Source organism: Rhodococcus sp. NCIMB 12038, from assembly GCF_002165735.1.
Classification (GTDB): domain Bacteria; phylum Actinomycetota; class Actinomycetes; order Mycobacteriales; family Mycobacteriaceae; genus Rhodococcus_F.
Genome location: NZ_NHML01000003.1, coordinates 251,300 through 264,666, shown reverse-complemented (window position 1 = coordinate 264,666; position 13,367 = coordinate 251,300). Strand labels below are relative to the sequence as shown.

The following is a 13,367-nucleotide window of genomic DNA, read 5'->3' as shown; positions in this document are numbered from 1 at the left end:
GGAGGGGGCGCCGCTGCGGTGCCCTCTCGGTCGATCGTGCTCCACAGGCAATACCCGTCATTTTCAATTGGAGGAACTCGATGAGGATCAATCGCTCGATTCGTGTGGGAATCGGCGTCATGGCGCTCGCCGTCGTCGCATCTGCCTGTGGCGGAGGTGAAGAGAAGAGCGCCTCCCAGAGCGCGTCGGAGGGCAAGCTCACGGTCGGCATCAAGTACGACCAGCCCGGCCTCGGACTGCGCAACCCCGATGGTTCCTTCAGCGGTTTCGACGTCGAGGTGGCCGAGTACGTCGCGGGCAAACTGGGTGTCGCACCCGAGAACATCGAGTTCAAGGAGTCCCCGTCGGCTCAGCGCGAGACGCTGATCCAGAACGGTGAGGTCGACTACGTCGTCGCCACCTACTCGATCACCGACGCCCGCAAGGAGAAGGTCGACTTCGCCGGGCCGTACTTCATCGCCGGACAGTCTCTCCTGGTGAAGTCCGACAACACCGACATCACCGGCCCCGAGTCGCTCAACGGCGGCAAGAAGCTGTGCTCCGTCACCGGCTCCACCCCGGCGCAGAAGGTCAAGGACCAGTACGCGCAGGACGTGCAACTGCAGGAGTTCGACACGTACTCCGCCTGCGTCGAGGCGTTGCGGAACGGCGCAGTCGACGCCGTCACCACGGACGACATCATCCTCGCCGGTTACGCGGCGCAGTATCCGGGCGAGCTGAAGGTGGTCGGCGCGCCGTTCACCCAGGAGCGCTACGGGGTCGGCCTGGCCAAGGGTGACGACGAGACCCGGGCCAAGATCAACGACGCCATCGAGGCGATGATCGCGGACGGTTCGTGGGCACGTGCGTTCAACGAGACCGTCGGCGCGTCGGGCTACCCGATCCCCGCACCGCCGACCGTCGATCGGTACTGAGCAACTCACTCATCCGGGTCGGGCGACTCCCCTTTCGTGGAGTCGTCCGGCCCGGTTCGACACCAACCACCGGTGACCTCGGGAGACGGTAAGTGGACCTACTGAGCAAGTACAGCGATCAGCTGATCGACGCGTTCTGGACGACGGTGCAGCTGACCGCGTTCTCGGCTGTCGGTGCTCTGATACTCGGCACCATCCTCGCGGCCATGCGGGTGTCTCCGATCCCGGTCGCGCGCGGTGTCGGCGCGGCGTACGTGACGATCTTCCGGAACACTCCCCTGACGCTGATCATCATCTTCTGCTCGTTCGGGCTCTTCCAGACGATGGGCGTCAAGCTCGCCCCCGAGCAGTCTCCGACCTTTTTCGAGCAGAACAACTTCCGGCTCGCCGTGCTCGGCCTCAGCATCTACACCGCGGCCTTCGTCTGCGAGTCGTTGCGGTCCGGTATCAACACCGTGCACGTCGGCCAGGCGGAGGCGGGCCGGTCGCTGGGCCTCACGTTCTCCCAGAATCTGCGGCTCATCGTGCTGCCGCAGGCGTTCCGCGCGGTCACCGCGCCTCTCGGCAGCGTGCTGATCGCCCTGACGAAGAACACGACCATCGCCTCGGTGATCGGTGTGGCGGAGGCGTCGCTCCTGATGAAGGAAATGATCGAGAACGAGGCCGCCATCTTCGTCGTCGGTGGCATCTTCGCACTCGGATTCGTGATCCTGACCCTGCCGATGGGGCTTCTCTTCGGATACCTGAGCAAGCGATTCGAGGTTGCACGATGAGCAATGCCGCCACCGTCCTCTACGACGCGCCGGGCCCGAAGGCGAAGAACGTCTACCGCCTGATCTCCGTCGCCGTCGCCCTCGCGCTGCTGGGAATCGGCTACCTCGTCTACGCCGCACTCGACGACAAGGGTCAGCTGACCGCGGCGAAATGGGAACCGTTCACCGAATCGACCTCGTGGACCACATATCTCATTCCCGGTATCCGCGGCACCCTCGTCGCGGCCGCCGTGTCGATCGTGTTCGCGTTGATCCTCGGCGCGATCCTCGGCATCGGACGCCTGTCGGACCACCGCCCGGTGCGATGGGTGGCGGGCGGGATCGTCGAACTGTTCCGCGCCATCCCGGTGCTGATCCTGATGATCTTCTCGTACCAGCTGTTCGCCGAGTACGAGGTGTTCAAATCGAAATACCTGGCGCTCGCCGCGGTCATCGTGGGCCTCACGCTGTACAACGGCTCGGTGATCGCCGAAATCGTCAGGGCCGGCATCAACTCGCTCCCCAAGGGACAGAGCGAGGCCGCCATGGCACTGGGCATGCGCAAGAGCCAGGTGATGCGCACCATCCTGCTGCCGCAGGCCGTCACGGCGATGCTGCCCGCGATCATCTCGCAGATGGTGGTCGCCCTGAAGGACTCCGCGCTCGGTTACCTCATCGGCTACGTCGAAGTGGTGCGGTCCGGGCAGCAACTCGGTGCGTTCTACGGCAACTACCTGCCCGCCCTGATCGTGGTGGCGATCATCATGATCGTCCTCAACTACACGCTCACCGTGGTGGCGACCAAGGTGGAGAAGCGGCTCCGCGCCGCCCGGAAGGGCGGAGGCCCCAAGGGCGCCGTTCCCGAACTTCCCGCGGTATCGGTCCCGGGCATGGACATCACCGACAAGCGGCTGTGACCCGGCACTGCTTCTGACACGAACAGCACTGCGCCTGAGACGGCAACTGCGGTCGGATGGGAACTCGGTTCCCGTCCGACCGCAGTGCTGTTGGTCGTTGTGGCGTAGTCAGGTTGTGATCGTGGTCAGGCTGTGTCCGAGTCAGGTCTCGTCGAACAGGCCGTCGGTCTCCGCGCCGGCACGGTCGAGTTGCTCCTTGACCACCTCGAACGCCATGCCCTGGGGGAACCCGCGGCGCGCCAGCATGGACACCAGCCGGCGGACCGCCCGGTCACGGTCGTCCGCCGACACGGTGCGCAGTTTCTTCGCGACCAGTTCGGTGGCTCGCGCTCGTTCGTCTTCGGTAGCGATCTGAGCGAGCGCCTCGGTGGCGTCTTCCTGACCAATGCCCTTACGGCGCAATTCCAGTGCGAGCGCACGTTTTCCCTTGCCGGAGTACGTGTGCCGCGAATGCACCCACTGCTGGGCGAAGTCGGCATCGTTGACCAGCCCGACCTCGGTGAGCCGATCCAGTACGCGCTCGGCGATGTCGGCCGAGTAACCCTTCTTCGCCAGACGGTCGGACAACTCCGCTCGACTCCGGGCACGGTCCGTGAGGAGACGCAGGCACAAATCCTTGGCCTGCGTCTCCGTTCCACCTTCGCCCGTGGGACGCACGGCAGCGCCTAGAATTCGACCGGAGCGGCGTCGTCCGTAGCAGCAGCAGTGACGTCGGCGCCGATTCCGAGCTTTTCCTTGATCTTCTTCTCGATCTCGTCCCGGATGTCGGTGTTCTCCAACAGGAACTTGCGGGCGTTCTCCTTGCCCTGCCCCAGCTGGTCGCCTTCGTAGGTGTACCAGGAACCCGACTTGCGAATGAACCCGTGCTCGACACCCATGTCGATCAGCGAGCCTTCCTTGCTGATTCCCTGGCCGTAGAGAATGTCGAACTCGGCCTGCTTGAACGGCGGGGCGACCTTGTTCTTGACCACCTTGACGCGGGTACGGTTGCCCACCGCGTCGGTGCCGTCCTTCAGGGTCTCGATCCGCCGCACGTCGAGGCGCACGGACGAGTAGAACTTCAACGCCTTACCACCGGTGGTGGTCTCGGGGGAACCGAACATGACGCCGATCTTCTCGCGCAGCTGGTTGATGAAGATCGCGGTGGTGCCGGAGTTGCTGAGCGCGCCGGTCATCTTACGGAGCGCCTGGCTCATCAGACGCGCCTGCAGACCCACGTGGCTGTCGCCCATCTCGCCCTCGATCTCGGCGCGCGGGACGAGAGCGGCCACGGAGTCGACGACGAGGATGTCGAGGGCGCCGGAGCGGATCAGCATGTCTGCGATCTCGAGCGCCTGCTCACCGGTGTCGGGCTGCGACACCAGCAGTGCGTCGGTGTCGACGCCGAGCTTCTGGGCGTAGTCGGGGTCGAGCGCGTGCTCGGCGTCGATGAACGCCGCGATGCCGCCGGCAGCCTGCGCGTTGGCGACTGCGTGCAGAGCAACGGTGGTCTTACCCGAGGATTCCGGGCCGTAGATCTCGACGACACGGCCGCGGGGCAGCCCGCCGATGCCGAGGGCGACGTCCAGCGCGATGGAGCCGGTCGGGATGACGGCGATGGGCTGACGGACACCTTCACCCAGGCGCATCACCGAGCCCTTGCCGAAGTTCTTGTCGATCTGCGCCAGCGCGAGGTCGAGCGCCTTGTCTCGATCGTGTGCCTGTGGTGCCATCGTCGTCCCCATTCTCGAGTCTCATCAGTGATCTGCGGTCAGGTTAGATCCAGGTACCGACAAGAACCGTGACCACCGAACATCTCCAGCATAGGGGAACGTGTGTTCGATTGGCGAGATCGGTCCGTTCGACACGCCGGATTTCTACCGGCGCTGCGGTGGGACGTCGAACTCGGCGCACAGTTCACGCCACACCTCGCGGGGTTCCCGGCCGTCCTCGATGGCCTCGGCGGCGGTCTTGCCCCCGAGGCTGAGCAGCACGTGGTCGACGAGTAGTGCGTCGCCGCGCATCTGCCCGAACTCTTCGCGGACGAGTTCGTGAAATTCAGTCAGTCGCACGCTTCCACGCTAGCCGAACCCCGGGAGGCGCTCTCACCGCAGCGCGTCGCGGCACACCTCCACCGGATCCGCCACGTCCGCGACGCTCTGCGCGGCCCGCTTCGCGGCCTCCGCGTGGGCCCCGTTCGAGAGCACCCGGTCGACCGCCGCACGGAGCGCCTCGGCGCTCGGGGGACGCACCACGACGGCACTCCCCTGTCGCGCGGCGCGATTCGCGAGTTCCCACTGATCGCCGCCGCCGGGGACCACCACCGCCGGGACACCCGCCAGCAGGGCCTTCGCCAGCATTCCGTGCCCCCCGCCGCAGACGACGACGGAAGCCTCGCGGAGCATCGCGTCCTGACGTCCGAGACCCGCTCGCACCCAGGGCGGAACCGCGGCCGAAGATCCGTCCAGTATCGACGCGATCACGCGGACGCCGGCCCCGTCGAGCCCGGCGAGCGTCGTCTCGAGCATGCCCTCGGCACCGGTGAACGCGGTCGACGGAGCCACCATGACCAGCGGATCGGTGCCGCCCGGCGGCTCGAGCACCTCGGTCGTCGGTTCCCACAGCAGCGGCCCGACCACGTGCGCCTCCGCGGGCCAGTCCGGTCTCGGCACCTCGAGCGCGGGGAGCGTCGCGATCAGCCGGCGCACCGGTCCAGGATCCTTCGCCGGCAGCCCGACGCCGACCCGGGCCCCGGAACGCTGCCGCTGACCCTGCCGGATCGACCGCGCCGTCGCCGCCCGCATGAGCGTGTCGCGTGCCCGACCGCGAATTCCCACCCCCGGAGCCAACCCGCTTCCGATGGGCGGCAATCCCCTGGACGCCGCGTACAGCGGGTGCGGGGACAACTCGACCCACGGGATCCCCAGCCGCTCCGCGGCCATGCCGCCGCCTGCGGTGAGGATGTCCGAGACCACGAGGTCGGGTCCCATCGCGCGCAGGTCGGGGAGCAACTCGGTGGAGATGTGCGCGGCGCGGGCGTGGATGCGCGCGCCCGCATCGAGGTCGTCGTCCGTCGGGCGGGGCGCGAGACCTTTCAGCAACTCGGCAGGCACACCGGCCGCCCGCGCGGGCTCGACCCACCGGGTGCCGGTGAACAGGACCGGTTCGTCCCCGGCCCCGATGAACGCGAGGCACAACGCCAAGGCGGGAAAGGCATGTCCGGCATCAGGCCCGGCGACCACGGCGACTCGCACGAAGCACAGGGTGTCACACGGCCGGCGTCACCGTTTCTCGAACACGGCTTCGGCGGCGGCGAGGGACCGCGCACGGTCGGCGGGGACGAGTCCGATCCGGGTGCGCCGGTCGAGGAGGTCGTCGACGTCGAGTGCCCCCTCGTGGGTCACCGCGAAGTCGAACTCGGCGCGGCTCACGTCCACACCCTCGGCGATCGGAGCCAGCAGTTCCGGGTCGGCGGCGGCGATCAGCGCCGCCTCCGTTCCGTAGCGGGCGAGCAGCGCCGGCGGGGCCGAAACCTGGCGCAGCGCTTCGGGAGTCGCGGCGCCGACGAGCGGGAGGGCGCGGGTCCGGCACGGGCGCGCGTCCAGTCCCGCCGCCGCCACCGCCGCGTCGACGGCGTCCTCCGCCATCTTCCGGTACGTGGTCAGCTTGCCGCCCACCACACTGACCAGACCGGTGTCCGAGCGGAGGACGGCGTGGTTGCGCGAAAGGTCGGCCGTCGATCCGTCGCCGGTGTCGAGCAGCGGTCGCAGTCCGGCGAACGTGCCGAGGACGTCCGAACGCTGCAACGGCACCTCGAGTGCGGTGTTGACCGTGTCGAGCAGGAAGTCGATCTCCTGCTCCGACGCTTCCGGGACATCGGGGACGGGTCCCGGCGCCGCCTCGTCGGTCAGGCCGAGGTACACGCGGCCGAGCTGCGCGGGCAGCGCGAAGACGAAGCGATTGGTCTCCCCCGGAATCGGAACCGTGAGCGCCGCGGCCGGGTTCCCGAGCCGCTCGGCCGGGAGGACCAGATGTGTGCCGCGACTGGGCCGCAACGTGATCGACGGATCGATCTCACCCGACCACACGCCTGCCGCGTTGATCACGGCGCGCGCCGTGATCGACAGTTCCGCGCCGGTCAGTTCGTCGCGCAGGGTCGCGGACGTCCCGGTCACGTCGTAGGCGCCCGTCCGGGTGAGCACCTTCGCGCCGTGGAGCGCGGCGGTGCGCGCGAGGGACACCACGAGCCTGGCGTCGTCGACGAGTTGGCCGTCGAATGCCATCAGACCGCCCCGAAGACCGTCCCGGCGCACCGCGGGGGCCAGTTCGACCACCCGGTCGGCCCGGACCGTCCGCGATCGCGGCAGGACCGCCGACGGTGTGCGAGCGCTCGCACGCAGCAGGTCGCCGGCGAGGAATCCCGTGCGGACGAGCGACTTCCCGAACAGCGTCGTGGAATCGAGCAGGGGGACGAGCTGTGGCAGTGCCCGGACGAGGTGGGGCGCGGTGCGGGTCATCAGGATTCCGCGTTCGACCGCGCTCTCGCGGGCGATGCCGACGTTGCCCGACGCCAGGTACCGCAACCCGCCGTGGGCCAGTTTCGAACTCCACCGGCTGGTCCCGAAGGCGAGGTCCCGCTTCTCCACGAGCACGACGTCGAGGCCGCGTGACGCCGCGTCGAGCGCGACGCCGGCGCCGGTCACGCCGCCACCGATCACCAGGACGTCGACGCGTGCGCCGTCCGACAACTGGTCGAGTTCGCGTGTCCGGCGCGCGGCGTTCAGCGCCGACGAGCGGCTCACGGGCGGCGTACTGGAGTGGGTCACCGGTCTCCTCGATCTGTCGGGTGGGTGTCGGCTGCGGCGGGCGCCAGATAGGCGCCGACGGCGTGCCGGAGTTGTTCGGTCAGGGCGTCGCCGGGAAGTTCCTCGGCGACCATCACGGCCGACTGGACCGCGGATTGCGCGATCAGCAGCACCATGGTGGCGATCTGACGGCTGTCCCCCGCGCGGATCGTGCCCTGGTCCTGCCCCGCCGACACCGCGACCGAGACCTGGTCGATGATCGCCCGCTGGCTGGTACCGAGCCGCTCGAGGATGTAGGTGGTGAACAGTTCCTGATCCGATCGCAGGATCTTCACGAACAGCGGATGGTCACGCACCTCGGTGGACACGCGGACCACGGCGTCGACCAGTTGACGGTGAACCGATTCCTCGGCGGAGAATTCGGGCATCACGGCAGCGATCTCGCGGGTCATGAGGTCGGCGACCACCGCCCTGGTGTCCGACCAGCGCCGGTAGACGGTCGGCCTGCTGACCCCGGCCCTCCGCGCGACCTCCGCCAGGGTGGTGCGGCGCAGTCCGAAGTCGAGGATGCACGAGCGTGCGGCGTCGAGAATGGAGTCTTCGACGCTCGCTGAGGTGTCGTCACGCGACGGTGGATTACGAATAGACATTGTATGTAACACCGTAACGCATGAATCCCCCGCCGGCACGTCACCGGCATCTGAATCGCGTCGCCGACGGCCGAGGCCGGACGCCTCGAGCCCTCGCCCATTCGCAAGACCCACGCATCGTTGCGATCGCTTCGCGAACTCAGCCGAAGTAGTAGAGCTCGAATCCCACCGCGCGTTCGGCGTCGAATCCCGGTTCCGGTCCGGTCACCATCTCGACCTGAGCCCGTGCCTGCTGCCCCACCGGCACGTCGCTGAGCGCTTCCAGGTAGTGGACGTGCTCGGCCAGGGAGAGCACCGCCCGATCCACCGTGTGGGTGACGTCCACGGCGTGGGTGGGGGTCATCGTGTGGACCGCTACCCACCGGACTCCGCGCCACGGCGGCAATCCCGACTCCCCCAGTTCGGGGAAGATCCATTCGTTCGCGGCGTCCGCGGTGGCGTCGAGGACGGCTCGCCCGAGAGCGCGGTGGTCCGCACTGTTCAGCTGCCTTGGCCCCCAGGTGTCCCCGAAGTTCGCCGTCACCACGAGATCCGGGCGATGACGACGGATCGCCGTGGCGAGGTCACGTCGGAGCGCGAGACTCTCGACGAGAGTGCCGTCGGGGTAACCGAGGAACTCGACATCGGTCACTCCCACCACGGCCGCGGAGCGTCGTTCCTCCGCCTCCCGCAGCGGGCCCGACACCGTCGGGTGCAGGCCCGCGATCCCAGCCTCTCCGCTGGTGGCGAGCACGTAGCGGATGTCCTTGCCCTGCCCGGTCCAGCGCGCCACCGCGGCCGCTGCGCCGTATTCGATGTCGTCGGGGTGCGCGACCACGACGAGCCCACGATGCCAGTCCTCCGGTACCGGTTCCATGGGTAGAGCATGCCCGTCAGCTACGGGTGATGTCCGATTTCTCGCCGGATCCCGACATCGCCTTGATCAACAGGTACACACCGAATACGACTGCGCTGACGACGAGAATCCAGAACAGGCCCTTGACGAGGGCACCGATCACTGCGAGGGCGATCCAGATCGCCGCGACAGCCAGAACAATCTTCCAGAACATGATTTCCTCCACTCACGTCTCCCCGATCGATTTCTGCGCCCGACGTCCGGTCGACCCCATGTATCGGGTACGCACACCAGCCTGGCACGCCGGCTCGGGTAAATCACCAGGTCAACGTAAAGATCAGGGAAAGATCAGGGTTCTCACCCACACGAGGTCCCCAGGGGCGTTCCGTCGATCGACGACGTCAGCGGTAGCGGCGAACGATGTCGTCGATCTCGCCGAGGGCCGCCGCGAGGCCGGCGAGCTTCTCGGTCGCCGACACGAGTTCCGCGCGTTCGTAGGCGAGTTCGCCGACGGCGCTCGCCGTTCCGGGCACGGCGACCTCGGCGGCAGCGGCCACCAGTTCCTCGAACTGTTCGACGCCGTCGGCGAGTTGCCCGGCGGCCGAGGCGGTCGCCCGGTGAAGCGGCGCCGCCGCGGCCCGGCTCCCCCGGGCGGCGTCCTCCATGGACGTGATGTCGAGGGCCACCGCCTGCAACGCGGCTGCCGCGGAGCGGGCCGTGGCATGGGTGTCCTCGATGTCCTCGGCGCTGATGGTCCCGGACCGGGACAGCACTCCGAGGATGCCGTGCAGTGCTCGTTCGCTGTGCACGAGTCGCTCCATCGGCTCGCGGGCGGCCGAGGACGGCGCCGGAAGCACCCGGCGGGCAGGCAGACCCGGCGGCAGGGTCACGGCGTCGAGCTTGCGGTAGCGGCTGACGGCCAGCACCGCGGGAACCGCGAACACGACTGCGCCCCCACCGGCCATCAGCATCGACCACTCCGGCGCAGCCATCAGGGCGAGACCGGCGGCGCCGGTGGCCGAGGATCCGGACACGATGCCGTAGCGCTTCGCGCGTCGCCGGGCCCGCCGCTTCTTCCGCAGGAGTCGTTCACGAGGGTCGCGCCACCGCTGCGCCGCGTCCGCGACGGACTCACCGGCCTCGCGCAGTGCGCCCTGGATCCCGGCGAGCCCGGACACGACAGTGGCCGACCGGACTGCACGTCCAGGTCGGCCACGTCGGGTGGAACTCATGCTCACAGGCGATTCGGTTACTGCGCCGTGCCGGTCTGGCCCGCGGCAGGCGGCTGCTTGTCGAGGTTCGGGTTGGCGGCGGGGGTCGCCGGTGCGCCTGCGGCACCGCCGGAGGGCAGAGCATCGCCCTTCATGGAGGCCCGGATCTGCTCGAGCCGGCTGTGTCCGGCCATCTGGATGCTCGCCTGCTGCACTTCCATCATGCGGCCCGACACCGAGTTCTGTGCCAGCTCTGCAGAACCGAGGGCATCGGCGTAGCGCCGCTCGATCTTGTCGCGCACGGCATCGAGGCTGGGTGTGTTGCCGGGAGCGGAGAGGGTGCTGTCCATCGAGCGCAGCGACTCACTGACCCGTTCCTGCATCTTGGCCTGCTCGAGCTGGCTGAGCAGCTTGGTGCGCTCCGCGACCTTGGCCTGCAGGGCCATCGCGTTCTGCTCCACGGCCTTCTTCGCCTGGGCAGCTGCCTGCAGCGACTGGTCGTGCAGTGCCTTGAGGTCCTCGACGCCCTGCTCGGCGGTGACGAGCTGAGCGGCGAACGCCTCGGCGGCGTTGGTGTACTGGATCGCCTTCTCGGTGTCGCCCGCGGTCTGCGCCTGGTCGGCCAGGTTGACGGCCTGACGGGCGTTGGCGTTGAGCTTCTCCACCTCGTCGAGCTGTCGGCTGAGCTTCATCTCGAGCTGGCGCTGGTTGCCGATGACAGACGCGGCCTGCTGCGACAGGGCCTGGTGCTGACGCTGCGCATCCTCGATCGCCTGCTGAATCTGAACCTTGGGGTCAGCCTTCTCATCGATCTTGGAATTGAAGAGCGCCATCAGGTACTTCCATCCCTTGACGAAAGGATTAGCCATGGGTTTGATCCTGCCTCCATCTGTTGCGCCGCGCGATGCGCGACCCGACACGCGACCGTCACGCACCGGAACAAGGGCTGCGCCCCGACTACCTGGCTCACCCGCCGACAAGATCGGCGGTTGACTGAAATCTATCGGTTCGGCCCGGGTGTTGCTATGCGGCAGCCAGCGCCTGCGCGGGTGCAGGGATGACCACCCGGGTGTCGCGAGCGATGGTCGTCGAACCCGGTCGTGCGCTCGCGGCGGGGGCCTCTGCGGGCGCGGATTCGACTGCGTGTCCCTCGGTGTCCGGACGCTTGGCCGTCGACCCGTCGGACAGCGATTCGCTGACGTCGACGAGCACGTCGGACAGTGGGACCGCCAGCGCGTCGCAGATCGCCGCCAGGAGCTCACTCGAGGCTTCCTTGCGCCCTCGCTCGACCTCGGACAAGTACCCGAGGCTCACACGAGCACTGTTGGAGACCTCACGCAGGGTCCGGCTCTGCGAAACGCGCGTACGCCGAAGACTGTCACCGATTGCCTCACGCAATAGCAGCGCCATCTCGCTCCTCCTTCATCCGTCACCTGTCTCGCCTATCTCAACGCGCGAACAGGACCGATTGGTTCCCGACCTTAGCCTGCGGATGTTTCCTGCACACGATCGAGGAGTCCCGACACGGCGGCGGAAACCGCAGATTTCCGGATCTGCCACCGGTCGCCGGACAATCCGAGCTCGAGGACCGACGTTCCGGCCGCCCCGGAAATGCTCAGGAACACCGTGCCGACCGGATGTCCGTCCTGCGTGTCGGGGCCCGCGACACCGGTCAGACCGACGCCCCAGTCGGCGCCGCAGCGGGCGCGGGCACCGTTCGCCAGCGCGTGTGCCGTGGACGCCGCCACCGGCCCGTCCTCCGACAGCCGGGTGGGATCCACCCCGGCGAGGGTGGCCTTCAGGTCGGTGGCGTAGACGACGAGTCCGCCGCGGAGCACGTTGCTCGCGCCGGGCACACCGGCGATGGTCGCGGTGAGCAGTCCCGCGGTGAGCGATTCCGCGGTGGCGACGGTCTCGCCGCGGGCCGTGAGCACGGCGACGAGGTCGGCGGCCCGCGTGCCGTCCACCAACGGGTCGGTCACGCCCCGGTGCTCGCGTTCGCCTCGACCTTGTGCACCCCGGCCCGCAGGCGGGCGGCCTGTACGACGTAGTCCAGCCCGGTGACCACCGTCAGCAGCACGGCCGCACCCATCAGCACCCATCCGAGGACGTCGAATCCGTCCGGCAGCGGCAGCAGGTAGAACCCGATCGCGATCGTCTGGACGAGGGTCTTGAGCTTGCCGCCCCGGCCGGCGGGAATGACGGCGTGCCGCAGGACCGCGAACCGGAGCAGGGTGATGCCCAGTTCCCGGACCGCGATCACCGCGGTCACCCACCAGGGCAGGTCGCCGAGAATCGACAGACCCACGAGGGCGGCACCGATCAGCGCCTTGTCCGCGATGGGGTCGGCGAGCTTGCCGAAATCGGTGACGAGGCCGTACTTGCGGGCGAGTTGACCGTCGATCCGGTCGGTGATGGCGGCGACGGCGAACACGCCGGTGGCGATCAGGCGCCACGTCGTCGAGTGTCCGTCGCCGACGAACAGCACGACCAGGAAGACGGGGACCAGCAGGATCCGGAGGATCGTCAGGATGTTCGCGATGTTCAGCAGTGGTACGGCCGTCTCACTCGCGGGCTCGACCGTCGGATCCGGGACCGCCGGGTTGTCGGCGGCCGTCCAATCCTCGCGCTGCGCGCTCATCGGAGCACCGCAGCGTCGAACTGCACCCCGGGACGCGGCGGGGAGTGGGAGGGATTCGTAGGTCGTACCGGCACGTGCCTAAGAATATCGGTACGGCCGTTGGCTAATGTTCACGACATGACTTCTCGGACGCCGGACACCGCCGACAATCAGCTGATCGTGCGGCGAGCACGAACCTCCGACGTTCCCGAGATCAAGCGCCTGATCGACATCTACTCCGGCAAGATCCTGCTCGAGAAGAACCTCGTGACCCTGTACGAATCCGTTCAGGAGTTCTGGGTGGCCGAACGCGACGGCAACGTGATCGGTTGTGGCGCAATGCACGTGCTGTGGGGGGACCTCGGCGAGGTACGCACGATCGCGGTCGATCCGTCGGCCAAGGGCCAGGGAGCCGGCCATCACGTGGTGGCCAAGTTGATCGAGGTCGCGCGGGAACTCGAACTCGAGCGTCTGTTCGTTCTCACGTTCGAGGTCGACTTCTTCGGCAAGCACGGATTCGTCGAGATCGACGGCACACCCGTCACCGCCGAGGTGTACGCGGAGATGTGCCGGTCGTATGACACCGGTGTCGCCGAGTTCCTCGACCTGAGCTACGTCAAGCCGAACACCCTCGGCAACACCCGAATGCTTCTCACCCTCTGAAATCCCAGTAAGTGAGACAGA

General features: G+C 68.0%; 17 protein-coding genes. 4 read left to right on the top strand and 13 right to left on the bottom strand.

Features of this window, described 5'->3' with window-relative positions; genetic code table 11:
• Positions 1 to 80 precede the first annotated feature (80 nt).
• From CA951_RS05005 to CA951_RS04995, 3 genes are all read left to right on the top strand, one after another.
• Positions 81 to 914: a glutamate ABC transporter substrate-binding protein gene (locus CA951_RS05005; RefSeq protein ID WP_087555795.1), complete on the top strand. Its 834-nt coding sequence runs from the start codon at positions 81 to 83 to the stop codon at positions 912 to 914.
• A 92-nt stretch (positions 915 to 1,006) separates the two neighbouring features.
• Positions 1,007 to 1,687, top strand: coding sequence for an amino acid ABC transporter permease (locus CA951_RS05000; RefSeq protein WP_072942416.1), 681 nt, complete (start codon positions 1,007 to 1,009; stop codon positions 1,685 to 1,687).
• The gene (locus CA951_RS04995) at positions 1,684 to 2,583 is read left to right on the top strand and encodes an amino acid ABC transporter permease (protein ID WP_087555794.1); all 900 of its coding nucleotides are present in this window, start codon (positions 1,684 to 1,686) and stop codon (positions 2,581 to 2,583) included. Before CA951_RS05000 ends, CA951_RS04995 begins: the two co-directional genes overlap by 4 nt.
• A gap of 141 nt (positions 2,584 to 2,724) precedes the next feature.
• On the opposite strand, the gene recX is transcribed toward CA951_RS04995, so the two are convergent.
• From recX to pgsA, 13 genes are all read right to left on the bottom strand, one after another.
• Positions 2,725 to 3,240, bottom strand: coding sequence for a recombination regulator RecX (gene recX, locus CA951_RS04990; RefSeq protein ID WP_087555793.1), 516 nt, complete (start codon positions 3,238 to 3,240; stop codon positions 2,725 to 2,727).
• A gap of 8 nt (positions 3,241 to 3,248) precedes the next feature.
• Positions 3,249 to 4,295 carry a recombinase RecA gene (recA, locus tag CA951_RS04985; RefSeq protein ID WP_087555792.1) on the bottom strand — a complete coding sequence of 349 codons (1,047 nt, stop codon included), beginning with the start codon at positions 4,293 to 4,295 and terminating at the stop codon, positions 3,249 to 3,251.
• 144 nt (positions 4,296 to 4,439) lie between these two features.
• Positions 4,440 to 4,634, bottom strand: coding sequence for a DUF3046 domain-containing protein (locus CA951_RS04980; RefSeq protein WP_015890433.1), 195 nt, complete (start codon positions 4,632 to 4,634; stop codon positions 4,440 to 4,442).
• 33 nt (positions 4,635 to 4,667) lie between these two features.
• On the bottom strand, positions 4,668 to 5,816 hold the full coding sequence (locus tag CA951_RS04975) for a glycosyltransferase (protein WP_087555791.1): 1,149 nt from the start codon (positions 5,814 to 5,816) through the stop codon (positions 4,668 to 4,670).
• 27 nt (positions 5,817 to 5,843) lie between these two features.
• A complete protein-coding gene (locus tag CA951_RS04970) occupies positions 5,844 to 7,388 on the bottom strand; it encodes a glycerol-3-phosphate dehydrogenase/oxidase (protein ID WP_087555790.1) in 1,545 nt (514 codons plus the stop codon).
• Positions 7,385 to 8,017 carry a TetR/AcrR family transcriptional regulator gene (locus CA951_RS04965; RefSeq protein ID WP_087555789.1) on the bottom strand — a complete coding sequence of 211 codons (633 nt, stop codon included), beginning with the start codon at positions 8,015 to 8,017 and terminating at the stop codon, positions 7,385 to 7,387. Before CA951_RS04965 ends, CA951_RS04970 begins: the two co-directional genes overlap by 4 nt.
• Before the next feature lie 139 nt (positions 8,018 to 8,156).
• Positions 8,157 to 8,873: a PIG-L deacetylase family protein gene (locus CA951_RS04960; RefSeq protein WP_087555788.1), complete on the bottom strand. Its 717-nt coding sequence runs from the start codon at positions 8,871 to 8,873 to the stop codon at positions 8,157 to 8,159.
• A gap of 16 nt (positions 8,874 to 8,889) precedes the next feature.
• A complete protein-coding gene (locus CA951_RS43300) occupies positions 8,890 to 9,066 on the bottom strand; it encodes a hypothetical protein (protein WP_179220114.1) in 177 nt (58 codons plus the stop codon).
• A 187-nt stretch (positions 9,067 to 9,253) separates the two neighbouring features.
• Positions 9,254 to 10,084, bottom strand: a complete 831-nt coding sequence (locus tag CA951_RS04950) for a hypothetical protein (protein ID WP_256973334.1) — start codon at positions 10,082 to 10,084, stop codon at positions 9,254 to 9,256.
• Positions 10,085 to 10,101: 17 nt separating this feature from the next.
• Positions 10,102 to 10,932 carry a PspA/IM30 family protein gene (locus CA951_RS04945; protein ID WP_087555785.1) on the bottom strand — a complete coding sequence of 277 codons (831 nt, stop codon included), beginning with the start codon at positions 10,930 to 10,932 and terminating at the stop codon, positions 10,102 to 10,104.
• Between the two features lie 154 nt (positions 10,933 to 11,086).
• On the bottom strand, positions 11,087 to 11,473 hold the full coding sequence (locus CA951_RS04940) for a helix-turn-helix domain-containing protein (protein WP_087555784.1): 387 nt from the start codon (positions 11,471 to 11,473) through the stop codon (positions 11,087 to 11,089).
• Between the two features lie 71 nt (positions 11,474 to 11,544).
• A complete protein-coding gene (locus tag CA951_RS04935; protein ID WP_087555783.1) occupies positions 11,545 to 12,045 on the bottom strand; it encodes a CinA family protein in 501 nt (166 codons plus the stop codon).
• Positions 12,042 to 12,704 carry a CDP-diacylglycerol--glycerol-3-phosphate 3-phosphatidyltransferase gene (gene pgsA, locus CA951_RS04930; RefSeq protein WP_087555782.1) on the bottom strand — a complete coding sequence of 221 codons (663 nt, stop codon included), beginning with the start codon at positions 12,702 to 12,704 and terminating at the stop codon, positions 12,042 to 12,044. Before pgsA ends, CA951_RS04935 begins: the two co-directional genes overlap by 4 nt.
• Before the next feature lie 117 nt (positions 12,705 to 12,821).
• Here pgsA and CA951_RS04925 point away from each other — a divergent pair, with 117 nt between their 5' ends.
• The gene (locus CA951_RS04925) at positions 12,822 to 13,346 is read left to right on the top strand and encodes an amino-acid N-acetyltransferase (RefSeq protein ID WP_087555781.1); all 525 of its coding nucleotides are present in this window, start codon (positions 12,822 to 12,824) and stop codon (positions 13,344 to 13,346) included.
• Positions 13,347 to 13,367: the final 21 nt, after the last annotated feature.

Coding starts and splice junctions, on each gene's coding strand:
- CA951_RS05005 (WP_087555795.1), top strand. CDS start 81: ATGAGGATCAATCGCTCGATTCGTGTGGGAATCGGCGTCATGGCGCTC.
- CA951_RS04995 (WP_087555794.1), top strand. CDS start 1,684: ATGAGCAATGCCGCCACCGTCCTCTACGACGCGCCGGGCCCGAAGGCG.
- recA (WP_087555792.1), bottom strand. CDS start 4,295: ATGGCACCACAGGCACACGATCGAGACAAGGCGCTCGACCTCGCGCTG.
- CA951_RS04965 (WP_087555789.1), bottom strand. CDS start 8,017: ATGTCTATTCGTAATCCACCGTCGCGTGACGACACCTCAGCGAGCGTC.
- CA951_RS04960 (WP_087555788.1), bottom strand. CDS start 8,873: ATGGAACCGGTACCGGAGGACTGGCATCGTGGGCTCGTCGTGGTCGCG.
- CA951_RS43300 (WP_179220114.1), bottom strand. CDS start 9,066: ATGTTCTGGAAGATTGTTCTGGCTGTCGCGGCGATCTGGATCGCCCTC.
- CA951_RS04950 (WP_256973334.1), bottom strand. CDS start 10,084: ATGAGTTCCACCCGACGTGGCCGACCTGGACGTGCAGTCCGGTCGGCC.
- CA951_RS04945 (WP_087555785.1), bottom strand. CDS start 10,932: ATGGCTAATCCTTTCGTCAAGGGATGGAAGTACCTGATGGCGCTCTTC.
- CA951_RS04940 (WP_087555784.1), bottom strand. CDS start 11,473: ATGGCGCTGCTATTGCGTGAGGCAATCGGTGACAGTCTTCGGCGTACG.
- pgsA (WP_087555782.1), bottom strand. CDS start 12,704: ATGAGCGCGCAGCGCGAGGATTGGACGGCCGCCGACAACCCGGCGGTC.
- CA951_RS04925 (WP_087555781.1), top strand. CDS start 12,822: ATGACTTCTCGGACGCCGGACACCGCCGACAATCAGCTGATCGTGCGG.